16 protein-coding genes are annotated in these 19,391 nt (G+C 67.5%); 4 read left to right on the forward strand and 12 right to left on the reverse strand.

All coding sequences use genetic code 11. From position 1 onward, the window contains the following. The first annotated feature begins 5 nt into the window (after window positions 1–5). Window positions 6–653: a ribose-5-phosphate isomerase RpiA gene (rpiA, locus tag ABD974_RS17415; RefSeq protein ID WP_345304614.1), complete on the forward strand. Its 648-nt coding sequence runs from the start codon at window positions 6–8 to the stop codon at window positions 651–653. Between the two features lie 35 nt (window positions 654–688). Here the strand turns inward: rpiA and ABD974_RS17420 are convergent, their stop codons facing one another. Then, window positions 689–1,396, reverse strand: coding sequence for a hypothetical protein (locus tag ABD974_RS17420; RefSeq protein WP_345304615.1), 708 nt, complete (start codon window positions 1,394–1,396; stop codon window positions 689–691). Window positions 1,397–1,633: 237 nt separating this feature from the next. Here ABD974_RS17420 and ABD974_RS17425 point away from each other — a divergent pair, with 237 nt between their 5' ends. Continuing rightward, the gene (locus ABD974_RS17425) at window positions 1,634–2,995 is read left to right on the forward strand and encodes a DNA polymerase Y family protein (RefSeq protein WP_345304616.1); all 1,362 of its coding nucleotides are present in this window, start codon (window positions 1,634–1,636) and stop codon (window positions 2,993–2,995) included. Between the two features lie 31 nt (window positions 2,996–3,026). On the opposite strand, the gene ABD974_RS17430 is transcribed toward ABD974_RS17425, so the two are convergent. The 9 genes from ABD974_RS17430 to rph all read right to left on the reverse strand — a co-directional run bounded on the left by ABD974_RS17430 (window position 3,027) and on the right by rph (window position 13,999). Next, window positions 3,027–5,249, reverse strand: coding sequence for an endonuclease/exonuclease/phosphatase family protein (locus ABD974_RS17430; protein WP_345304617.1), 2,223 nt, complete (start codon window positions 5,247–5,249; stop codon window positions 3,027–3,029). A 470-nt stretch (window positions 5,250–5,719) separates the two neighbouring features. Beyond that, window positions 5,720–6,265 (reverse strand): hypothetical protein, encoded by a 546-nt coding sequence (locus ABD974_RS17435; protein WP_345304618.1) that lies wholly within the window; start codon window positions 6,263–6,265, stop codon window positions 5,720–5,722. Between the two features lie 71 nt (window positions 6,266–6,336). Then, a complete protein-coding gene (pepQ, locus tag ABD974_RS17440) occupies window positions 6,337–7,674 on the reverse strand; it encodes a Xaa-Pro dipeptidase (protein WP_345304619.1) in 1,338 nt (445 codons plus the stop codon). A gap of 84 nt (window positions 7,675–7,758) precedes the next feature. Next, entirely contained in the window at window positions 7,759–8,106 is a 348-nt protein-coding gene (locus ABD974_RS17445) for a PilZ domain-containing protein (protein WP_345304620.1), read from the reverse strand. After that, window positions 8,106–10,934 carry a DUF1631 family protein gene (locus tag ABD974_RS17450; protein ID WP_345304621.1) on the reverse strand — a complete coding sequence of 943 codons (2,829 nt, stop codon included), beginning with the start codon at window positions 10,932–10,934 and terminating at the stop codon, window positions 8,106–8,108. Before ABD974_RS17450 ends, ABD974_RS17445 begins: the two co-directional genes overlap by 1 nt. A gap of 105 nt (window positions 10,935–11,039) precedes the next feature. After that, window positions 11,040–12,245: a radical SAM family heme chaperone HemW gene (gene hemW / locus ABD974_RS17455; RefSeq protein ID WP_345304622.1), complete on the reverse strand. Its 1,206-nt coding sequence runs from the start codon at window positions 12,243–12,245 to the stop codon at window positions 11,040–11,042. Then, a complete protein-coding gene (gene rdgB / locus ABD974_RS17460; RefSeq protein WP_345304706.1) occupies window positions 12,245–12,847 on the reverse strand; it encodes an RdgB/HAM1 family non-canonical purine NTP pyrophosphatase in 603 nt (200 codons plus the stop codon). The genes hemW and rdgB overlap by 1 nt, the downstream gene beginning before the upstream one ends. An 11-nt stretch (window positions 12,848–12,858) precedes the next feature. Beyond that, window positions 12,859–13,251 (reverse strand): VOC family protein, encoded by a 393-nt coding sequence (locus ABD974_RS17465; protein WP_345304623.1) that lies wholly within the window; start codon window positions 13,249–13,251, stop codon window positions 12,859–12,861. 22 nt (window positions 13,252–13,273) lie between these two features. Further along, window positions 13,274–13,999, reverse strand: coding sequence for a ribonuclease PH (rph, locus tag ABD974_RS17470; RefSeq protein ID WP_345304624.1), 726 nt, complete (start codon window positions 13,997–13,999; stop codon window positions 13,274–13,276). Between the two features lie 169 nt (window positions 14,000–14,168). Here rph and ABD974_RS17475 point away from each other — a divergent pair, with 169 nt between their 5' ends. Then, window positions 14,169–15,029, forward strand: coding sequence for a YicC/YloC family endoribonuclease (locus ABD974_RS17475; protein WP_345304625.1), 861 nt, complete (start codon window positions 14,169–14,171; stop codon window positions 15,027–15,029). Window positions 15,030–15,129: 100 nt separating this feature from the next. Continuing rightward, window positions 15,130–15,741 (forward strand): guanylate kinase, encoded by a 612-nt coding sequence (gmk, locus tag ABD974_RS17480; RefSeq protein ID WP_345304626.1) that lies wholly within the window; start codon window positions 15,130–15,132, stop codon window positions 15,739–15,741. A gap of 152 nt (window positions 15,742–15,893) precedes the next feature. On the opposite strand, the gene ABD974_RS17485 is transcribed toward gmk, so the two are convergent. Beyond that, window positions 15,894–18,392, reverse strand: a complete 2,499-nt coding sequence (locus ABD974_RS17485) for a peptidoglycan-binding protein (RefSeq protein WP_345304627.1) — start codon at window positions 18,390–18,392, stop codon at window positions 15,894–15,896. A 48-nt stretch (window positions 18,393–18,440) separates the two neighbouring features. Next, complete coding sequence (locus ABD974_RS17490) at window positions 18,441–19,373, reverse strand: hypothetical protein (RefSeq protein WP_345304628.1); 933 nt, start codon at window positions 19,371–19,373, stop codon at window positions 18,441–18,443. Between the last annotated feature and the right edge of the window lie 18 nt (window positions 19,374–19,391).

Consider the following 19,391-nt stretch of genomic DNA (forward strand, 5'->3'; position numbering starts at 1 on the left):
ACGCCATGTCCGAAGCGAAGCGCCTCGCCGCCGAAAAAGCCCTCGAATACGTCGAAGACGGCATGATCGTCGGCGTCGGCACCGGCTCCACCGTCGCCTACTTCATCGACGGTCTGGCCCGCTTCAAACACCGCATCCAGGGCGCGGTGTCCAGCTCCGACCAGAGCACCGCGCGCCTGCGCGGCCACGGCATCGACGTGCTCGATCTCAACGCCACCGGCCCGCTGGCGCTGTACGTGGACGGCGCCGACGAATGCGATCCGCACAAGCGCCTGATCAAGGGTGGCGGCGCCGCGCTCACCCGCGAGAAGATCATCGCCGAGGCCAGCGCGAAGTTCGTCTGCATCGTCGACCCGAGCAAACAGGTCGGCGTGCTCGGCCGTTTTCCGCTGCCGGTGGAAGTCGTGCCGATGGCGCGCAGCCTGGTCGCGCGCGAGATCGTCCGCCTCACCGCCGGCCAGCCGGTCTGGCGCGACGGCGTGGTCACCGACAACGGCAACTGGATCCTCGACGTGCACGGCCTCGCCATCGTCGATCCGGTCGGCATGGAGCGCGATCTGAACCAGATTCCCGGCGTGGTCAGCGTCGGTCTGTTCGCCCGTCGCCCGGCCGACGTGGTGATCGTCGGCGGCGAGCCACCAGCGGTGCTCTAACCCCGGAGACCATCGCGGTCAGTAGAGCAGCGCGGTCACCGGATGTTGCCGATCGTGTTCTTCGCGGTGTCGTGCCTCACCTTCAGCACGCCACCCTCCACGCTGAAGACCATGTCGATGCGGATCCGCGGCGGCGTGGCCATGCGCACCTGCGTCTTCAGCGTGTCCTTCAGGCCGCTGGTCGCCTTCTCCACCACGAGGGTCAGCACGTACTCGCCGTCGACCAGCGGCTCGGTAACGTCGATGTTGCCGGCGTCGCGGCGACGGCTGGCGAGCGGCGCGGGCGCGGCCTGACGTCCGGTCGCGGCGTAGGAGGCCGCGGCCGCACCGCTTCCGGCGCTGCGCGTGCCGACCGAGGACACGGCGGCCGAGACGATGCCCGCACCGGGAACCGCGCTGCCCGGCATCGAAGCGGTGGCCTGCTCCTTCGTCTGCGGGGTCAGCGTCATGTCATCGAGATTCGCCCGATAGCCGCTGCCGTCCGGGAGCGCCACCGCGCAGATCGTGCCGCCGCAGACCACCGTCAGACTGGCGCCCTGGACCACGGCGCTGCCGGCGGCGTGCAACCCGGCGTTGACCTTCTCGCCGAAGGTGGCGCTCTGGGTCGGCTTGGATACCGTGACGTTCATGGAAATGCGGTTCGGCATTCCACCGTTGATTCCATTGACACCGCTCGCCGCGGCGACGCCCGCCGCCATCAGTTGCACCGTCAACACGACCGCAAGCACGGCTCTGGACCCCATGGCACGTCCCCTCTCGTGGATTCGGGCCGAGTATGGGCACATCCCGCCGCCGCACTCCAGCCGGCGACGGCGCCAGCCCGGGCGCCGTTCATCCTCGCATCCGATCGCCGCCGCCGGGGGTCCCCGGACGGTGCCATAATCGCCTTGCCCGGTCCGGCGACCGGGCGCCGCATCACCCGCACGCGCCGTTGGGGCGGACGTGCCGCAGACCCCGCTTCGACTCTCTGCGACCCGCCCATGACCCTGCGCTGCCTCTTCGTCGACTTCAATTCCTACTTCGCCTCGGTCGAACAGCAGGACGACCCGCGCCTGCGCGGTCGTCCCGTAGGCGTGGTGCCGGTGATGGCCGAGACCACCTGCTGCATCGCCGCCAGCTACGAGGCCAAGGCCTTCGGCGTGAAGACCGGCACGCCGGTGTGGGAAGCGCGGCAGAAGTGTCCGGACATCGCGATCATCCTGGCGCGGCCGGCGCGCTATGTCGAGGTGCATCACCGGATGATGGCCGCGATCGCAGATTGCATTCCGCTCGGCACGCGCGAGTCCATCGACGAAGTGCCGTGCTGGCTGATCGGGCGCGAACGCCGGCGCGAGAACGCGGTCGCGATCGCGCGCAACATCAAGCGCAGCCTGCTCGATCATGGCTTCGACGCCATCGGCTGCTCCATCGGCATCGCACCGAACAAGTTCCTGGCCAAGACCGCCTCCGACATGCAGAAGCCGGACGGGTTGACCGTGCTGGAACTGGCGGATCTGCCGCATCGGCTGCACGCGCTGGAATTGCGCGATTTCTGCGGCATCGGGCCGTCGATGGAGAAGCGTCTGCATCGCGCCGGCATCCGCACCGTCGAACAGCTCTGCGCCGCGAACCGCGAACATCTGCGCGCCGCCTGGGGCAGCATCGAGGGCGATCGCTATTGGCTGCAATTGCGCGGCTTCGAATTGCCGGAGCGGAAAACCGAGCGCGGTTCGGTCGGTCATTCGCACGTGCTCGGGCCGGAGCTGCGCAGCTACGAAGGCGCGCGATCGGTGCTGTTCAAACTGCTGGCGAAGGCCGCGATGCGGCTGCGCAAGGAGGAATTCCTCGCCGGCGGCCTGGCCATCCGCATCCGTTTCGTCGGCATGGACAAGCGCTTCGAGCGCGATCTGTCGTTCGCGCCGATCGACGATACGCCCACCCTGCTCAAACTGCTCGGCCGCGAACTCGAAGCGCTGGAGCGCGCGCTCGCCAGCGGTCGCTGGAAGGAAAAGCGCCATCCGCCGCTGTCGGTCTCAGTCACACTGGTCCATCTGGAGCAGCGCGGCAGCGTCAGTGGCGAACTGATGACCGAACGCCGCCGCAGCCGCGACATGAGCGCCGTGCTCGACAAGATCAACCAGCGCTACGGCAACAACGCGCTGTATTTCGGCGCGATGCAGAACGCGCTGTCGCAGCGCGCCGCGCCGATGCGGATCGCCTTCGGCCAGATTCCGGACACCGAAGCCGAGGAAGATGCGGGCAACGAGCTGTGGCTCAAGCGCGAACGCCAGTTCAAGGTCCTCGCCGAAACCGCACACCGCGAAGCCCGCGAAAAATCGCGAAAACCGCAGCCCGGCGCATAGGGCTGCGGTTCGCGCCGCACGGGCCGTGAGGTCAGCCCAGCGTCAACTTCACCTCGTAGGTGCCGCCGCTGAAATCCACGCGTTCGGCGACGACGACCGCACCGCCACCGAGCGCCCTGACGATCGGGCGCCCGCCGCCGCGATATTTCGCCGCGACCGGGAATTCGAGGCTGCCGAGATCGTCGACGAACGTATCTTCCTCGAAGAACTTCAGTTCCAGACGATCGACGTACGTCACCGGCGACGACAGCCACGGATCCAGCCAGCGGATATCGCCGGTATCGAAATTGCCGATCTCGCGGTTCGGAATGACCGCCACGCTGACGCCATCGGCGAACAGTTCCAGGGCGATATCGTCCGAACCCGCGTCGAAGGGACTGTCGGTTTCCTCGATGCACGACAACTTGATGCCGTCCGGCGGCGGCAGTCCGGCCAGTGGATTGAACTCGTCCGGGCCGGGCACACGCTCGTAGGCGGCCGGCATGTAGAGGATCGACACATCCGAATCCCAGGACAGCGAGAAGTCGGAACCGGCGAAACCACCGCCCGGCTGGCGCTGTACGACCACGAAATAATGTCCCGGCTTCAGCTCGGCGGAGAGCGAAAACGCGCCGGTGCCGAAAGCGGTGTTGGCCACGACATCGAGCACGTCGGGCGCGACTTCCTGCCCGACGATCAGGCGCATCGGCGCACCGCCGCTGCTGGACGCGCCGCTCAGCCGGATCCGCTGCGGCCTTCCGCTCGTCGTGGGCAGCACGTCGAACTCGAAGTAACGCGCGTCCGCGATCGATTCGCCATCGCCCAGACGGCATTCGTAGGCGCTGTTCGGCGCACCGACGCGATGGCTCGACGTTGCCTCCCTGCGCCGCACCAGGCCGATCGCATCGCGCAGGCTGGTGCCGAGATAGCGGCGGACGTTCAACGCGTAATCCGCCCTCGCATGGCGATCGGCAGACTGCATCTTCACGAAGATCGGCGCATCGGGCAGCAGATACTTGACGCTGCGTTCGGCGCCGCGATCCAGGGTCTGGTACACCGCCAGCGGCCGGCTGAGGTTGTCCTCGCCGTACAGTTCGAGATCGGCGCCGAAGGTCGCGAATTCGTACGTGCCCGGCCTGAGCACGCAGAACCAGTCGATTTCGCCGGCACGGAGCCGGCCGCTGGTGCCGAAGCTCGGCGAAGTCTCGTCGCAGATCACCGGGATTCCGCGCGCGGCGCTGGTGCCCGGACCGCGATGATCGGGCAGCATGTCGGCGACCACCGGCCAATGGTCGCTCATGAACGGCGGGTTCTTCACCGGCACGCACAGCGCATGGTCGATGAAGGCATGCTGCAGGCTGCGATTGCCGGTGCCGGGCCTGGTGAGGAAGTAGTCGTAACGGCGATCGCCGTTGGCGGTGGGCGCGGTGATGCCGGGGTCCTTCGGATGAATCAGCGTCGCGCTGGTGGCCTCCCACAGATGCGGGCTCTGCTCGAACGCGATCGCATCCCAGTAATCCGCGGGGCCACTCATCGGCTGCGAAAACCGCGCTTTCCATTCGCTGCCGGCGTCGCCCGCATCCGGCAGCGTCATCGCGCCGTTCACGTTCACGTCGCCGCAGTGGACGAAATCGTATTCGCGATTGCCTTCGGAAATCAGCGGCTTCAGGTTGTCCCACGCTTCGGTGAATTGGGACAACCGGACATCGGCGTACTCCTCGTCGTCCTTGGGACTGGCCTGCATGTGGGTGAGGCTGACGACGTACTTGTCGCCGCCGGGCAGCAGCAGCCGGACCGCCAACGCACCCTTTTCGGACGTGGCATCGTCGTCGGTGCGCTCCGAATAGGGCTTCCAGTTGAGGGCCGGCACCGTCGCCGCGGCATCGTCCGGGCTGGGCTGGGTGTCGAACGGAAAGCGGCTGAACAGCATCAATCCGCTGTCCTGCGATTTGCCGAAAACTTCGAGCAGGCCCAGCGTGAGCGCCTGGAAGCCGACGGCGAGCGCGACGTAGCCCGCATTGTCGGTGGACGCCAGCGACGACGCGAAGCCGCGGTCGCCGCCGATGCGCTCGACGTAATGCGGATATTTCGTCTTGAGCCCGGCGACGAATTTCTCGCGGGCGTCTTCGTCGAAGACCTCGTTCAGGCAGACGATGTCGAAGTCCCGAGGCGAGGTGTCGATGCGCTTCGCGATCTCTTCGGCGCGGGCTTCATTGTCGACGTTGTCGAAGATCGGGCGGCATTGGACGTTGTAGGTGAGGACACGCAGGTGCATGGAAATTCCTTCCGTTGAGAGAATCCGATTCGGGTGGCGTGGCCCGATGACGGCATCGGGTCGCATGGATACGTCCAGGCCGCTGCCTGCCGTCGAACCGACGGCAGCACGGCGCCCGCAGAACACATCGCCATCCCGAACGGGATGGCGGGAACGATCCGGACCTCGGTCGGAAAAAATTTTCTGTCGCCCGAACACGGGCGAAACCGCGCAGGCATCCGCTGCCTGCGGTTCATGCTGTCCGAAGTCGAGTGCAAAGCGCGTTTGGTCTTCGCGCCGAACGCATGCACCAAGCTTTTCGCAGGAGCGACGCAAGTCGCAACGCTCTTCTGCTCTCGTCGTGCCAACGAGCAGGCACCAGGACCGTCGGGCGCATCAGCCGAAGGCGTCATGCGTCATTCGGTGGAAGCCTCACCGGAAACGTCAGAAGGCGCATGGCCTTTCGCTTATGCACCATGCGGACTTGCAGTTCAATCTAAGGATTCTGGCGACTTCAGAATTTTTACCTGCTCCGCCCCAACTTTATTAATTTTAAATGCAGCCCTAATCAACAATCCAATCCCTATCGCCATAGTAGTAGCAGAAATTCCGACATCGATAAGAATGGGATAATTCACAGCCAAAGATTCTTTTATGTGCCGAGTTTCAACCCCCAAACTTGCCTCGACACTGGGATCGAAAGCGATCGACTCGACAAGATTAACCGCAAAGGCACCGAAAGCCAGCAGAACAGAGTTGAGAGCCTTGTCTCCCTGCTGAGCAAGCTCATACTGATTTTTATATTTCAGAATGATTTTTTTGGACGCGTCTTTTTTCGCACTACCATCAAGCTCCCCATCATCCCAGCTTTCTTTTTGTTTTTTGAAGGAATCCCTGATTTTTTCCGCTCTTTCAACCTGATTTTTGACCAGATTAGCAAGAAGAGATGCTGCCGTGAGACTCATTCCAGCGAGCGTAGCCGCCAAAGCTGCAGTAAGAGTTGAATCCAGTGCAGCCAGCCATTCAATGAACTGCATCACAGCCTCCTTGTTAATCAGCAGCAGTTATATTTTCAGCGGTTCAAAATTCTGATTATCGCGAGCAGTCATCAAGTGAATCCCACCGCAAACCCTTCCCGCGTCAAATTCACCGCATCGCCTTCCGTGCACACCACATCGTCCTCGATGCGGATGCCGCCGTAGGGCTTGAACTGCGCGACGCGGTCCCAGTTCACGCTCGGGCCGAGGCCTTTGTTCTTCAGCGCTTCGAGCAGCATGTCGATGAAGTAGATGCCGGGCTCGATGGTGACGACCATGCCGGGCTCGAGGACGCGGGTGAGACGCAGGTAAGGATGGCCGTCGGGTTTGGCGATGCTGCCGCCGCTGTCGGAGGCGGCGAAGCCGGCGACATCGTGCACCTGCAGGCCGATGCCGTGGCCGATGCCGTGCGGGAAGAAGGCGCTGCTGACGCCGGTTTCGACCGCGACGTCGGGCGCGACGTGGATCAGTTCGAAATCGAGGAGGATGCGCGCGAGCGCGAGGTGCGCGTCGAGGTGGATGCGCTTGTAGTCGGTGCCGGCGCGGACCTGCGCGCACATCCCGAGCTGAGCGGCGTCGACCGCGTCGATCATCGCCTGGAATTCGCCGCCCGGGTCCGCCGCGTAGGTGCGGGTGATGTCGCAGGCGTAACCGCGATGGCTGCCACCGGCGTCGATCAGGAAACTGCGCGCCTGGCGCGGGGCCATGCGGTCGCGGTCGGTGTAGTGCAGCACCGCGCCGTGTTCGTTGAGCGCGATGATGTTGTTGTACGGCAGGTCGTTGGCGTCCTGGCGCGCGGCCTGGCAGTACGCGAGATGGATGCCGAACTCGCTGGCGCCGCTGCGGAACGCGCGCTCGGCGGCGCGATGGCCGCGCACGCCGACACGGGTGGCCTCGCGCATCATCGCGATTTCGTACGGCGTCTTGAACGCGCGATGGTAGTGCAGGTAGTCGAGGACCGGCTGCGGATTGTTCGGCGCGAACGCGCCGTACTGGCCGAGCGCGCTCTGCGCCTCACCGAGGATGGCGCAGCGCGCGGCGTTCCTGGGCAGATGCTGTTTGGCGTCTTCGGCGTTGCGGATGATGCGGATGTCGAAATGCTCGACCCACTCGCCGCTCGGCGCTTCCGGCACCACGTGCCAGTAATCGTGCGGCTGCAGGAAGATCAGCTGCGGACGCTCGCCCGGGGTGTACACCAGCCAACTGCCGGGTGCCTGGGTGATCGGCAGCCACGCCTTGAAGTGCGGATTCACCGCATACGGATAATCGCGGTCGTCGAAGACCTGGTAGTGCGCGGTGCCGCTGGGCACGACCAGGTGCGCGAAGCCGCCGCGCTCCAGCGCGATGTCGGCGCGGGCGCGCAGGGTGGCGAGATGTTCGGCGTAGAGGCGGGACAGATCTGCGGACATGGGCAAGATTCGCTGCGAAGAGTGGGGGAAATCGCCCTTCCGCGCCGACGCCGCACCTGCCGGGCGGCGGGCCGTCGCGGCGGCTCAGTCGTAGTGTGCGCCGGGCGCTTCGACCCAGGCATGAAGCGCCTCGCGGTGGACGTCGGTCATCGCGATGAAGCGGAAGCCCGCCCAGGACTGCCCGGGCGAACTGGCGCGATCGCTCCACAGCAGGTGCGCGCCGGCCTCGATATCGGCGCCGTCCACGCCCGGCAGGCGGAAGCGGAACTGGTAGAGCGCGTCTTCGGTCAGCGGCACGCTCGCCATCAGCAACATCCCGCCTTCGGACAGATTGCCGATGCGGCCGACGATCTCTTCGGTCATGGTGTCGGCGACGATCACGGTCTCGGCGACCTTGCGCCGCGGCGAGCGCCGGTGTTCCTTGCTGCTCATCAGGCGTTACCTCGCGGCAACGGCGCGGATTCGTCGCCGATCAGGCCGGGATAGGGTTCGACCGCGGACATGCCGGGCACGGACATGCCGGCTACGGGCACGCTGGGCGCGGAGCGCGCGTCGGCGGCGTCCATCGCGAAATCCTCCAGCGGTTCGGCGGGCATGGAGCGCACCGCGACATCGACGCTGCCGTCGTCGCTCTCCTGATCGTCGCGACGGCCGGTGAGGCTGCGCAGCGCGTTGAGCGCGGCGTGCCAGGCGCGGTCGACCAGGCCGGCGCGCTGGGCGGTGACGATGCGTACCTGGTCCTTGGCCATCATCCGCGCGAGGCTGTCGAGCGAATGTTCGCCCACGCGCTGACCGCGCTGATTGACGAACAGCGCATTGCCGGTGACCGGGCTGAACCACGACATGCGGCGGCGGACCACGTCGCCCTGCTGGTTGGTGACGAATTCGATCCAGGTGCCGAACGGCAGCAGACGCAGTTGCTCGTAGCATTCCTGTTCGTGCGGCGAACGCGACGGCAGGTCGGGCTTGCGCGCCTTCTGGCTTTCCTCGCCCAGGCGCACGCGCGCCTTGAGCTTCATGGTCAGCTCGGTGCGGGATTCGCCGTCCTCGTCGTCGCGCAGGCTGCTCGACAGGCGCCGGGCGATGACGTCGGCTTCCGCGTCATGATAACCGACCTGCTTGAGCGCGGCCTCGACGTGCGACTTCAGCGCCGGATGTTCCGCATCGCCGTCGCGATGGGTGCAGGCGGCCACGACCTGCCGGGTCGCATCGATCTGCCGGTTCCACTCTTCCGAACCCTCGCCGTGGCGCAGGAAGGTGAGCGTGAGCACATCGGCCCAGGCCTGGTTCAACAGCGCGCGGGTGAATTTCGGCAGCGGCGCTTCGCCGATGGTCTCGCTGAGCACCTGTTCGGCGCGCAGTTTCGCGGCTTCGAGCTTTTCCTTGCCGCGGGCGGCCTCGACGTGGCGTTTTTCGAGCGTTTCGGCGCGGCGCACCTGGGTGTCGATGTGCGCCTGCAGCTGTTTGTTGCTCTGCTCGAAGACTTCGAGGCCGCCGTCGTAATTCTTGACCGCGTGGGTCACCGCCTGCTGCAGCGGCGCCAGCAGAGCCGGATCGATATCGTCGTCGGCCAGCCACTTCGCCGCGGTTTCCGAGACCGTGCTGAGCAGTTGCCGCGCCGGGTGGTTGGGACGCACGAAGAAGCTGCGGTCCTGCAGCGCAACGCGCAGCAGGGTGAGCTGCATGCGCTTGACCAGCGCCGCGGCAGGCGCGTCGTCGCGGATCTCGCGCTGCAGATGGTTGTAAAGCAGCCCGACGAGATCGAAGGTGTCGCTGTCGCTGGGCGCCAGCGCCACCGGCTTGCCGTGCTGCTGTCGCGCCTGCGCCAGCAGAGACTGCTTGATGTCGGCGATGCTGGGATGGTGGCCACCGGGCAGCGTCGGCTCGGCATCCATCCGGCCGAGGGTCTGCAGCAGGTCGCGGGTGGCGATCGAGATTTCGGGGCGCTGTCCGGGCGGAATCGGGTTCAGGCGCTCGGTCTGCGCGCGTCGCTGGGTCAGCAACTGCTGCAGATCGTGGAAGGCCTTCTGTTCGTCCACCGCCGCGGCGGGAAGCGGCTGGCCCATCCAGACGGTATGCGGACGGTTGGCGTCGTAAGGCGCGGACTCGCCGGCGCGGCCGCCCGAGCCGCTGCCGCCATGCCCGCTGCCGCCGCCGTAATTGCCGCTGCCGTAACCACCGCTGCCGTAACCGCCATCGGCATGGCCCTGACCGCCGCTCTGGCCGCCATCGAAACCGGACGCCTCCATCTGTTCGGGCTGACCGGGCTGTCCGAACGCGCCAGGCTGTCCGAACGCACCGGACTGGCCGAAGGGACCGCCCCCGCCTGAGGAACCGGACGGGCCCGGCCCGCCGGATCCGCCGGGCTGACCCGACGCGCGGACGCCGGTGCCGCCTGCGGCGCCCATGCGTGCCGAACCGCCGGACGGACCGCCGGACCGCGTGGACCGCGCAGCCGGATCCTGTTCGCGCTCGCCCGATCGGCTTGTCGAGGCGGCATCGCTGCCCTCCTCGGCGACGCCGGAAGCCCGCGTGCGCATGGGCACGTAGCTCAGTCCGGGCAGCACGCCCTCTTCCAGCAGCAGCGCATCGAGTTTCTCGCACAGCGGCGCGTACAGCGTCATCACCCGGCGATCGAAGATCCGATAGAACAGCAGCCGCGCGCCGTGATCGAGCTGCATGGTCTCGGTGGCGTGGCGCACCGCGCGGCACAGCGCCTGCGGACCCAGCGGAATGCGCTCGCTGTCGAACGCCGGGGCCGCGGCCAGCACCGCGAAACGCTGGCCGAGCAGGTGCAGCACCAGATTGGCGCGCGACTCCTGGCGGGAAGCGATTTCGTGCAGTACCGCGCCTTCGTCCATCATCGATTCGTCGACGAGGCTGAGGTTGCGGAAATTCACCGACGCCGAAGGCACCGGCACCGGACGCGCGGGGATCGACAGGAACGACGGTTTGCGCAGGCCGGCGAGGCCGGCCTCGATCAACTGCATGAAACGCGGCACCAGATCGTGACGATTGAGCCGCACCACGCGCAGCGTGTGCATGTAATCGGTCTTGGCGCCGCCGCCGGTGGTGCCGCCGCGATCGGCGAGACGGAACAGCTCTTCCTCGAACTCGGTGACCGCCGAAACGAGATTCTTCTCCAGTTCCTCGCTGAACAGGGTCAGCGCGCGCTCCAGCGTGCGCCGCACCCGGCGGGGCAATCCGGCAGAGGCCAAAGTCCTTGGCGCGGTGTCCTGGGGGTCGGTGGGCGCAGCCATCTCAGCCTGTCGAAGTGCGACGATAACCGCATTTCTTAACATGCCGGGCACCCGCGAGCCAATTGCTGCAACGCAGCATCTCCCGGTCGCACGGGTCCGACGGGCTCATGCGGACACCGTCCCATCGGCATCTTCGCCGGTCAGGAACAGAGAAATCGCATCGTTGGCGAAACGCAGCCCGGCCTCGGTCGGCGCGACGCGATCCCCGGCCACGACCAGCCAGCCGGCATCGACTGCGCGGGCCAGCGGCGCGGCGATGGCCGACCGCGGCAGGCCGGTGCGGGTCTCGAAGGCGTTCAGGGCGAAGCCTTCCCGCAGCCGCAGGGCGTTCAGCATGAACTCGAACGGCCGCTGCGCCGGCGGAATCTCGCTGTCGCCGCCGATCGCCGCCGCGGTCCCGGCCTGGGCCAGATAGGTCGCGGGATGTTTGTGCTTCCAGCGCCGCAGAATCCGGCCCTCGCCCTCGCCTTCCGCGGCCGGCAGGGTGAGCTTGCCGTGGGCGCCGGCGCCGATCCCGAGGTAGTCGCCGAAGCGCCAGTAGTTCAGGTTGTGGGCGCACTGCCGGCCCGGACGCGCATAGGCGCTGATCTCGTACTGCGCGAACCCCGCCTCGGCCAGCCGCGCCTGGCAGTGTTCCTGGATGTCCCAAGCCGCATCCTCGTCGGGCAGCCCTGCCGGCGGGCGCACGGCGAACACGGTGTTCGGTTCCAGCGTCAGCTGGTAATGACTGATGTGCGCGGGCTGCAGCGCGAACGCGCGTTCCAGATCGCGTTCGGCCATCGCCAGCGTCTGCCCGGGCAGCGCGTACATCAGGTCGAGATTGAGATTGTCGAACCCGGCATCCTGCGCCAGCTTCACCGCGGCGTCGGCCTGGCCGCTGTCGTGGATGCGGCCGAGGCGCTGCAGGCAGCCGTCGTCGAAACTCTGGATGCCGAAGGAGATGCGATTCACGCCGGCGCGCCGGTAATCCTCGAACCGCCCGTGTTCGGCGGTCCCGGGATTGGTTTCGAGCGTGATCTCGCAGCCCGGCGCGAAGCGCAGGCGCGCGCTCGCGCCCTGCAGGAAGCGATCGATCGCCGCCGCCGGAAAAAGGCTGGGCGTGCCGCCGCCGAAGAACACGCTGTGCACGCTGCGGCCCCACACCAGCGGCAGATCGACATCGAGATCCGCCAGCAGCGCGTCGACGTAGGCCTCGAACGGCGGACCGCCGCGACCGTCGCGGTATTCGTGCGAATTGAAATCGCAGTACGGGCATTTGCGCACGCACCACGGCAGATGCACGTACAGCGACAGCGGCAACAGCCCCAGCATCAGGACCGCCGGATCGCCGCGAGCAGCGCGTCGCGCAGCCGCGCCAGCGCGATGCCGCGATGGCTGATGCGGTGCTTCAGTGCGGCGTCGAGTTCGGCCGCGCCCATGGCGCGCGCGGGATCGAAGAAGACCGGGTCGTAACCGAAGCCGCCTCTGCCGCGCGGCGCATCGAGAATGCGGCCTTCCCAGACGCCCTCGGCGATCAGCGGCTGTGGATCCTCGGCGTGGCGCAGCACCGCGAGCACGCAGACGAAGCGCGCGGTGCGCGCCGCCTCCGGCACGTCGCGCAGCGCGGCGAGCAGTTTCGCGATGTTCGCCGCGCTGTCGCCGTGGCCACCTGCATAGCGGGCGCTGTACAGGCCCGGTGCGCCGTCGAGCGCGTCGACGCAGAGGCCGGAGTCGTCCCCAAGCGCCGGCAGGCCGGTGGCGCGCGCGGCGTGACGTGCCTTCAACAGCGCGTTCTCGACGAAGGTGAGGCCGGTTTCCTCGGCATCCTCCACGCCGAATTCGGACTGCGCGTGCAGTTCGATCCGCGCATCGCCGAGCAGGTCGCGCAGTTCGACCAGCTTGCCGGCGTTGCTGCTGGCCAGCACCAGCTTCATGCGCGCCGCCGTCATGAGCGCAGCTCCAGCAGGTCCCACTTGTTGCCGTAGGGATCCTCGAACACCGCGACGGTGCCGTATGCCTCCTCGCGTGGCGTTTCGAGGAAGCGCACGCCCTTCGCCGACATCGCGGCGTGGTCCCGGCGGAAGTCGTCGGTATGCAGGAAGAAACCGACGCGCCCGCCGGTCTGGTCGCCGATGCGCGCACGCTGGACGTCGTTCGCGGCCTGCGCCAGCAGCAGCGCGGTCTCCGCGCCGTGCGGCGCCACCAGCACCCAGCGCTTGCCGTCGCCGCGCGGCGAATCTTCGCGCAGTTCGAAACCGAGGGCGCCGGTGTAGAAATCGATGGCGCGATCGTAGTCGTCGACCACGATCGCGATGCAGCCGAGGTGTCGCCGGTTCATGCGTCGCGCGCCGTCGTCCGGATCAACCGGCCAGCGCCGCGCGCTGCGCGGCGAACAGTTCGGCGATGCCGGATTCCGCCAGGTTCAACAGGGCATTCAGTTCGTCGCGGCGGAAGGCATGGCCTTCGGCCGTGCCCTGCACTTCGATGAAGCCGCCGCCGTCGTTCATCACCACATTCATGTCGGTGTCGCAGTCGCTGTCTTCGGCGTAATCGAGATCGAGCACCGGCACGCCGCGATACACGCCGACCGAGACCGCGGCGACCGCACCGTGGATCGGATCGCGCGCGATGTCCCTGCGCTTCTGCAGCCAGCGCACCGCATCGACCAGCGCGACGTAGGCGCCGGTGATCGCCGCGGTGCGGGTGCCGCCGTCGGCCTGCAGCACGTCGCAGTCGAGGGTGATGGTGCGTTCGCCCAGCGCGTTGCGATCGACGCAGGCGCGCAGCGCGCGGCCGATCAGGCGCTGGATCTCCAGCGTGCGCCCGCCCTGCTTGCCGCGGGCGGCCTCGCGGTCACTGCGCGAATGGGTGGCGCGCGGCAGCATGCCGTATTCGGCGGTCACCCAGCCCTCGCCCTTGCCGCGCAGGAATCCGGGCACCTTGTTGTCGACGCTGGCGGTGCACAGCACCCGGGTCTCGCCGAAGGACACCAGCACCGAACCCTCGGCATGACGGGTGTAACCGCGCTCGATCCGGACCTCGCGCAGTTGCTCGGGGGTGCGGCCACTGGGACGGGCGATGCTCATGCGCGGGAAACCTTCGGGAAAGCCGGGCAGTCTAGCATCCGCCCCGAACGCGTCCCCGGCCATGCGATCGGGCGCGGCCGGGACGGCTACGACGCACAAGGCCGCGCCGATAGCGGACAATGGCGCCCCCGCCGGCACCGGCGGACCCGATCGTTCGAGGACCCGCCACATGATCCGCAGCATGACCGCCTTCGCCGCCGGCGAACGCCAGACGCCCTGGGGCACGCTCGGCTGCGAACTGCGCGCCGTGAACCACCGCTTCCTCGAACTCGGCGTGCGCCTGCCCGACGACCTGCGCGCGGCCGAACCCGCGCTGCGCGAGCGCGTCTCGGCGCGACTCTCGCGCGGCAAGCTCGAACTGGGCTTCCGCCTGCGCGGCGACGATCGCGACGACGCGCTGCAGCTCAACGCCGCGCGGGTGGCGCAGTTGGCCGCGCTCGGCCGCAACCTGCAGGAACACTTCCCGGCGATGCGCGTGGAGATGACGGAACTGCTGAAATTCCCGGGCGTGCTGCAATCGAACGCGGAAGATCCGGCGGCGCTGCACGCCGAAGCGCTGTCGCTGCTGGACGAGGTGCTGACCCAGTTCGTCGAAGCGCGCGAACGCGAAGGCGGCAAGCTGGCCGCGGTGATCCTGGAGCGGGTCGATGCGATCGCGAAACACGCCGCCGACGCACGCACGCTGATGCCGGCGATCCGCGCGGGACAGAAACAGAAACTCGAGAAGCGGCTCGCCGATCTGCCGCAGCCGCTCGATCCCGGCCGCTTCGAACAGGAACTGGTGCTGGCGCTGCAGAAACTCGACGTGGACGAGGAACTGGATCGGCTCGACAGCCACATCGCCGAACTGCGCCGGGTGCTGAAGCAGAAGGAATCGGCGGGCCGCCGCCTCGATTTCCTGCTCCAGGAATTCAACCGCGAGGCCAACACCTTCGGTTCCAAGTCGGTCGATGCGCGCACCTCGGCGCTGGCGGTGGAGCTGAAGGTGCTGATCGACCAGATCCGCGAGCAGGCGCAGAACATCGAGTGAGCCGCGGGTCGAATGCGCCGCGGGCGGGTTACACTCCCCTCCCCCCGAGCGACCGCCCCACACCATCCGAAGCAGCGAACCCGGAGCAGCGAAGCCAGCCATGCGTGGAACCCTGTTCATCGTCGCGGCGCCGTCCGGCGCCGGCAAATCCAGCATCGTCAACGCCTGCCTGGCGCGCTTCGCGGACATCGCCCTGTCGATCTCGTTCACCTCGCGCGGCATGCGCCCGGGCGAGCGCCACGCGCAGCACTATCACTTCGTCAGCGTCGAAGAATTCCAGCGCATGATCGATGCCGGCGATTTCTTCGAGTGGGCCAACGTGCACGGAGACCTGAAAGGCACCGCGCGGCAATCGGTGGAACCGCAGTTGGCCGCGGGTCGCGACGTTCTGCTGGAGATCGACTGGCAGGGCGCGCAGCAGGTGCGGCGGCACGTGCCGGATGCCGTCGGCATCTTCATCCTGCCGCCATCGCGCCAGGCGCTGGAAGAACGCATGCGCAAGCGCGGGCAGGACAGCGAGGAGACCATCGCGCGCCGCCTCGCCGCCGCGCGCGAGGAAATGTCCCACTACGGCGAATTCGAGTACGTGATCGTCAACGAAGTCTTCGACACCGCGGTGGACGACATGTGCGCGATCTTCACCGCCAGCCGCCTGCGTCGCGACGCCCAGGCGCAGCGCCACGCGACGATGATCGACGAACTGCTGCGCTGATCGCGCATGCCCGGACGGGCATGCGGATAACTGAAGAACCGTTTCGCGACGGCTTCGCGTCAAAAATGAAGGGCCGTCTTTCGACGGCTTCGCGTCAAAAAATGAAGGGCCGTCTCTCGACGGCCCTTCGTCCTCCCCGCCATGGTCGTCGCTTACGCGACCAAGGTGCCTCGGGACGGATTCTCGCGCTGCTGCGTCGTGTCCTGCGCCGGCGCCTGCGGCTGGTTCTGGGTGTTCTGCTGCATCAGCTGCGTGCTCTGCTGCACCGTCTGCTGCACCGCCTGCTCGCGATCCACGTACACTCGCTTGTTCGTCGGGTCTTCCAGGCCACCCTGCACCGCGAAGAAACCGGCGTTGTTCCCGCCCGCCTTCACGTGGTCGATCTGGCTCAGGCCCGACACCTTCGCTTCGAAGGCGATCGTCGCCGCCGCGTTCTCGCGCTCCTGCGCATTCTTGAACGTCCCCGCCGGCATCTGTTCCAGGCCCTTCATCGCCTGCTGATACAGCGCGTTGTCCGGGTGGTTCGGATTCGACAGCTTCGGCGACTGCTCCGCCTTCGACAGCGCTTCCAGCGTCTTCGGACCGGCGATCCCGTTGGGATCCAAGCCGTTCTCCTTCTCGAACGCCTTCAGCGCGTGCGTCGTCGCCGCATCGAAGGTGCCGTTGGTCGGAATCGGCTGGCCGTCCGGGCCACGGAAGCCCTGGTTGTTCAACATCGTCTGCAGTTTCGCCACCTCGGGGCCGGTCGAACCCTGCTGCAGGATGCCTTCGCTCGCCGCAAGGTTCGCGGGAATCGTCGCGTTGGGCTGCTGCGGCGCATTCGGCTGCGGCTGCGTGGGCTGGGGCTGGGTCGGGGTGTCGGCGCGCGGTTGCGTCGGCTGCGGCGTGGCCTGCTCGGGTTGCGCAGGCGTGGGCGTATTGGGATTGGGCTGCGGCTGGGTCGGCTGGGGTTGCGCCGGCGTGTCCGCGCGCGGCTGCGTGGGCGTGTCCACCCGCGGCTGCGCCGGCGTCTGCGTCTGTTCCTGGCCCGGGAAGATGCCCAGCGACTTCAGCGTGTTCTCGCCGGCCTTGCCGTCGACTTCCAGTCCCTTCTGTTCCTGGTATTTGCGCACCGCCGCTTCGGTCTTGTCGCCGTAGAAACCGGTGGTCGGCAGCGGCTGGCCTTGGTCGTCGCGGATGCCGGCCTTGTTCAACGCTTCCTGCAGGCGCTTCACGTCGGGGCCCTGATCGTCATGCACCAGCAGCGTGCGCGGCGGGAATTCGAGGTACTTGCGTGGATCGACCGCAGTGCCGCCGAGCACCACGCCGTTCGAGTTCTCGCGGGTCTCGAAGTGCAGATGAGTGTCGCCGCCGCTCGGCGTGTTGCCGCTGCGTCCCATCGTGCCGATGCGCGTGTTCTCGGTCACGCGCGCGCCCACGTCCACGCTGCGCGAATCCAGATGCCCGTACAGGGTCTGCAGGCCGTTGTCGTGCTGGATCACGACGGTGTTGCCGTAACCGCGCATCGTGCCGCTGAAGATCACGCGGCCCGGGCCGAAGGATTCGATCGGATCGCCGACGCGGCCGCTGATGTCGATGCCCGCATGATTGCGGCCGCCGCTGCGCTGCGTGCCGAATTCGCCCTCGCCCTCGCCGGGCTTGTCGGCGCGGTTGACGGTGAAGTTGCCGGGCGCCGGCCAGGTGTTGCCGCCGGTCTGTGCGGGCTGCTGCGGCTGCGGGGCCGGCTGCTGCGGCGTGGGCTGGGCCTGCGTCTGGCCCGGGAAGATGCCCAGCGCCTTCAGCGTGTTCTCGCCGGCCTTGCCGTCGACTTCGAGGCCTTTCTGTTCCTGATACTTGCGCACCGCGGCTTCGGTCTTGTCGCCGAAATAGCCCGTGGTCGGCAACGGCTGGCCGTTCTCGTCGCGGATGCCGGCCTTGTTCAGCGCGTCCTGCAGGCGGCGCACGCCTTCGCCGCGCTCTTCCTTCAACAGCAGGGTGTCGCGCACGGTGCCGCTGTCCGGCGACGCCGGCGTCGCGCCGGGCGTGGTGCGGTTCGGCTGGCTGGCATCGATCGGTTCGATGCCCTTTTCCGGAATCGCGATGCGGTTGTATTTGGTTTCCCAGTAATTGACGAAGGTCTGCGCGAGATCGCGGTCCGATAGGCCCGAGAGCTGGTTCCTGCGCACGCCGGTCAAGCGTTCGACGTCGTCGCCGATGTTGGCGAGGATGTTGCCGCGGGTGTCGGTGTCGTTGAAGAAGCGGTTGAAATTCGGATCCAGCGCGGCCTGGATCGAACGATAGCCGTAGGCGCCCTGCTGGTGGGCCATGTACAGATCGAAGCCGTTGGGCTGCGCTTCGCCGGACAGATAGTCACGGCCGGAGCGGCCGTGGCTGGCGATGATGTCGTTGCGGTTGTCGATGTACAGCCGTGCGCCGGCATCGGCATTCGCGATCGGATCGAGCTCGCGCCCGGCGATGCCGTACTGGCGCGCGGTGTCGGGCAGGAACTGGAACAGCCCCTTCGCGCCGCTGCTGCGGTTGATCGCGGCTTCGTTGTAGGTGAAGCCGGTTTCGATCGCGGTGAAGCGCAGGAAATCTTCGCGCGAAATGTTGTGGGTACGTGCGGCGTTGTCGACGATGTCGAGCACTTCCTGCTTGGAATAATCGCGCATGGGATCTCCTGTCTCGGTCTGCGTGGTCTGGAAGCGTGGGTGTGCGGGTTACCGGGCGGTGCTGTCGGCGTACGTCGCGGTGGCCGCGTCGTAACGGTAGGTCCGGGTATCCGCGGAACCGGCGGGACGGATCGCACCGTCGTCGCCGCGGGTACTGCCGGTGAAATTCACGGTGATGTCGGGCATGGCGCCGGCGGCGGACGCGTCGAAACGCAGACTGCCGCTGTTGCGCACGCATTCGGTGTCGGGCGTGGACGGCCCCTGGCGGCAACTGGCGCTGTAGTCCACGCCGGACTGCACGGTGCCGACATGGCGCCATGCGCCGTCCGCACCGGCGTACAGGAAGAGCTCATAGGCGCGGACGCGCACGCCGCCGGTCGCGACCGTCGCGCTGGGCAGCGCGAGCAACGCCTTGTCCGGCGCGACGGTGTAGGTCAGTTCGACGCGTCCGGCATCGGCTTCAGGCGCGCGGCCCATGCCGCCGAAGCGACCGACATCGGTCTGCGGCGTGCCCGCTTGCCAGGCGCCGTCGCGCAGGGTGTAGGTGATCTGCGCGAGTTCCGCCTGATCTTCCGGCTGCGGCATGCCGTTCTCGCCGGGAGCGACCGTATCGACGAAAGCGGTGTAACGCGCCTGCCCGCCGGCGCGATACGCGTATCCGCGCCAGAACGCGGCCTGTCGTCCATCGGGCAACGCCGCATCGGCCTTCGCGCCGTAGGCGGCGGCGAGCACCGCCTCTGCCGCAGGCGACGGCACGGTGGTGTCCACACCGGGCATCCACGCGACCGATGCATCGGCGACAGGCGCCGCCGCGGGTGCGTCGACCGTCGCTGCGGGCGGCGCGACCGTCGTCGGCGCGGCACTGCGGTCGCATGCGGCGAGCGCCGCGCACAGCGACAGCGCGAGGATCGCGGCGCGCGATGCATCGATGCGGCGCGCGGCCGGAAAGGAAGTCGGAATCGGCGTTGTTCTCGATGTCATCGGGTCCTCGTTGGCATG

Source organism: Lysobacter hankyongensis (assembly GCF_039543145.1).
GTDB classification, from domain to species: domain Bacteria; phylum Pseudomonadota; class Gammaproteobacteria; order Xanthomonadales; family Xanthomonadaceae; genus Lysobacter_I; species Lysobacter_I hankyongensis.

Coding starts and splice junctions, on each gene's coding strand:
- hemW (WP_345304622.1), bottom strand. CDS start 12,245: ATGCTGGGGCTGTTGCCGCTGTCGCTGTACGTGCATCTGCCGTGGTGC.
- rph (WP_345304624.1), bottom strand. CDS start 13,999: ATGAGCATCGCCCGTCCCAGTGGCCGCACCCCCGAGCAACTGCGCGAG.
- ABD974_RS17430 (WP_345304617.1), bottom strand. CDS start 5,249: ATGCACCTGCGTGTCCTCACCTACAACGTCCAATGCCGCCCGATCTTC.
- pepQ (WP_345304619.1), bottom strand. CDS start 7,674: ATGTCCGCAGATCTGTCCCGCCTCTACGCCGAACATCTCGCCACCCTG.
- ABD974_RS17425 (WP_345304616.1), top strand. CDS start 1,634: ATGACCCTGCGCTGCCTCTTCGTCGACTTCAATTCCTACTTCGCCTCG.
- rpiA (WP_345304614.1), top strand. CDS start 6: ATGTCCGAAGCGAAGCGCCTCGCCGCCGAAAAAGCCCTCGAATACGTC.
- gmk (WP_345304626.1), top strand. CDS start 15,130: ATGCGTGGAACCCTGTTCATCGTCGCGGCGCCGTCCGGCGCCGGCAAA.
- ABD974_RS17465 (WP_345304623.1), bottom strand. CDS start 13,251: ATGAACCGGCGACACCTCGGCTGCATCGCGATCGTGGTCGACGACTAC.
- ABD974_RS17490 (WP_345304628.1), bottom strand. CDS start 19,373: ATGACATCGAGAACAACGCCGATTCCGACTTCCTTTCCGGCCGCGCGC.
- ABD974_RS17435 (WP_345304618.1), bottom strand. CDS start 6,265: ATGCAGTTCATTGAATGGCTGGCTGCACTGGATTCAACTCTTACTGCA.
- ABD974_RS17450 (WP_345304621.1), bottom strand. CDS start 10,934: ATGGCTGCGCCCACCGACCCCCAGGACACCGCGCCAAGGACTTTGGCC.
- ABD974_RS17475 (WP_345304625.1), top strand. CDS start 14,169: ATGATCCGCAGCATGACCGCCTTCGCCGCCGGCGAACGCCAGACGCCC.
- ABD974_RS17420 (WP_345304615.1), bottom strand. CDS start 1,396: ATGGGGTCCAGAGCCGTGCTTGCGGTCGTGTTGACGGTGCAACTGATG.
- rdgB (WP_345304706.1), bottom strand. CDS start 12,847: ATGAAGCTGGTGCTGGCCAGCAGCAACGCCGGCAAGCTGGTCGAACTG.
- ABD974_RS17445 (WP_345304620.1), bottom strand. CDS start 8,106: ATGAGCAGCAAGGAACACCGGCGCTCGCCGCGGCGCAAGGTCGCCGAG.
- ABD974_RS17485 (WP_345304627.1), bottom strand. CDS start 18,392: ATGCGCGATTATTCCAAGCAGGAAGTGCTCGACATCGTCGACAACGCC.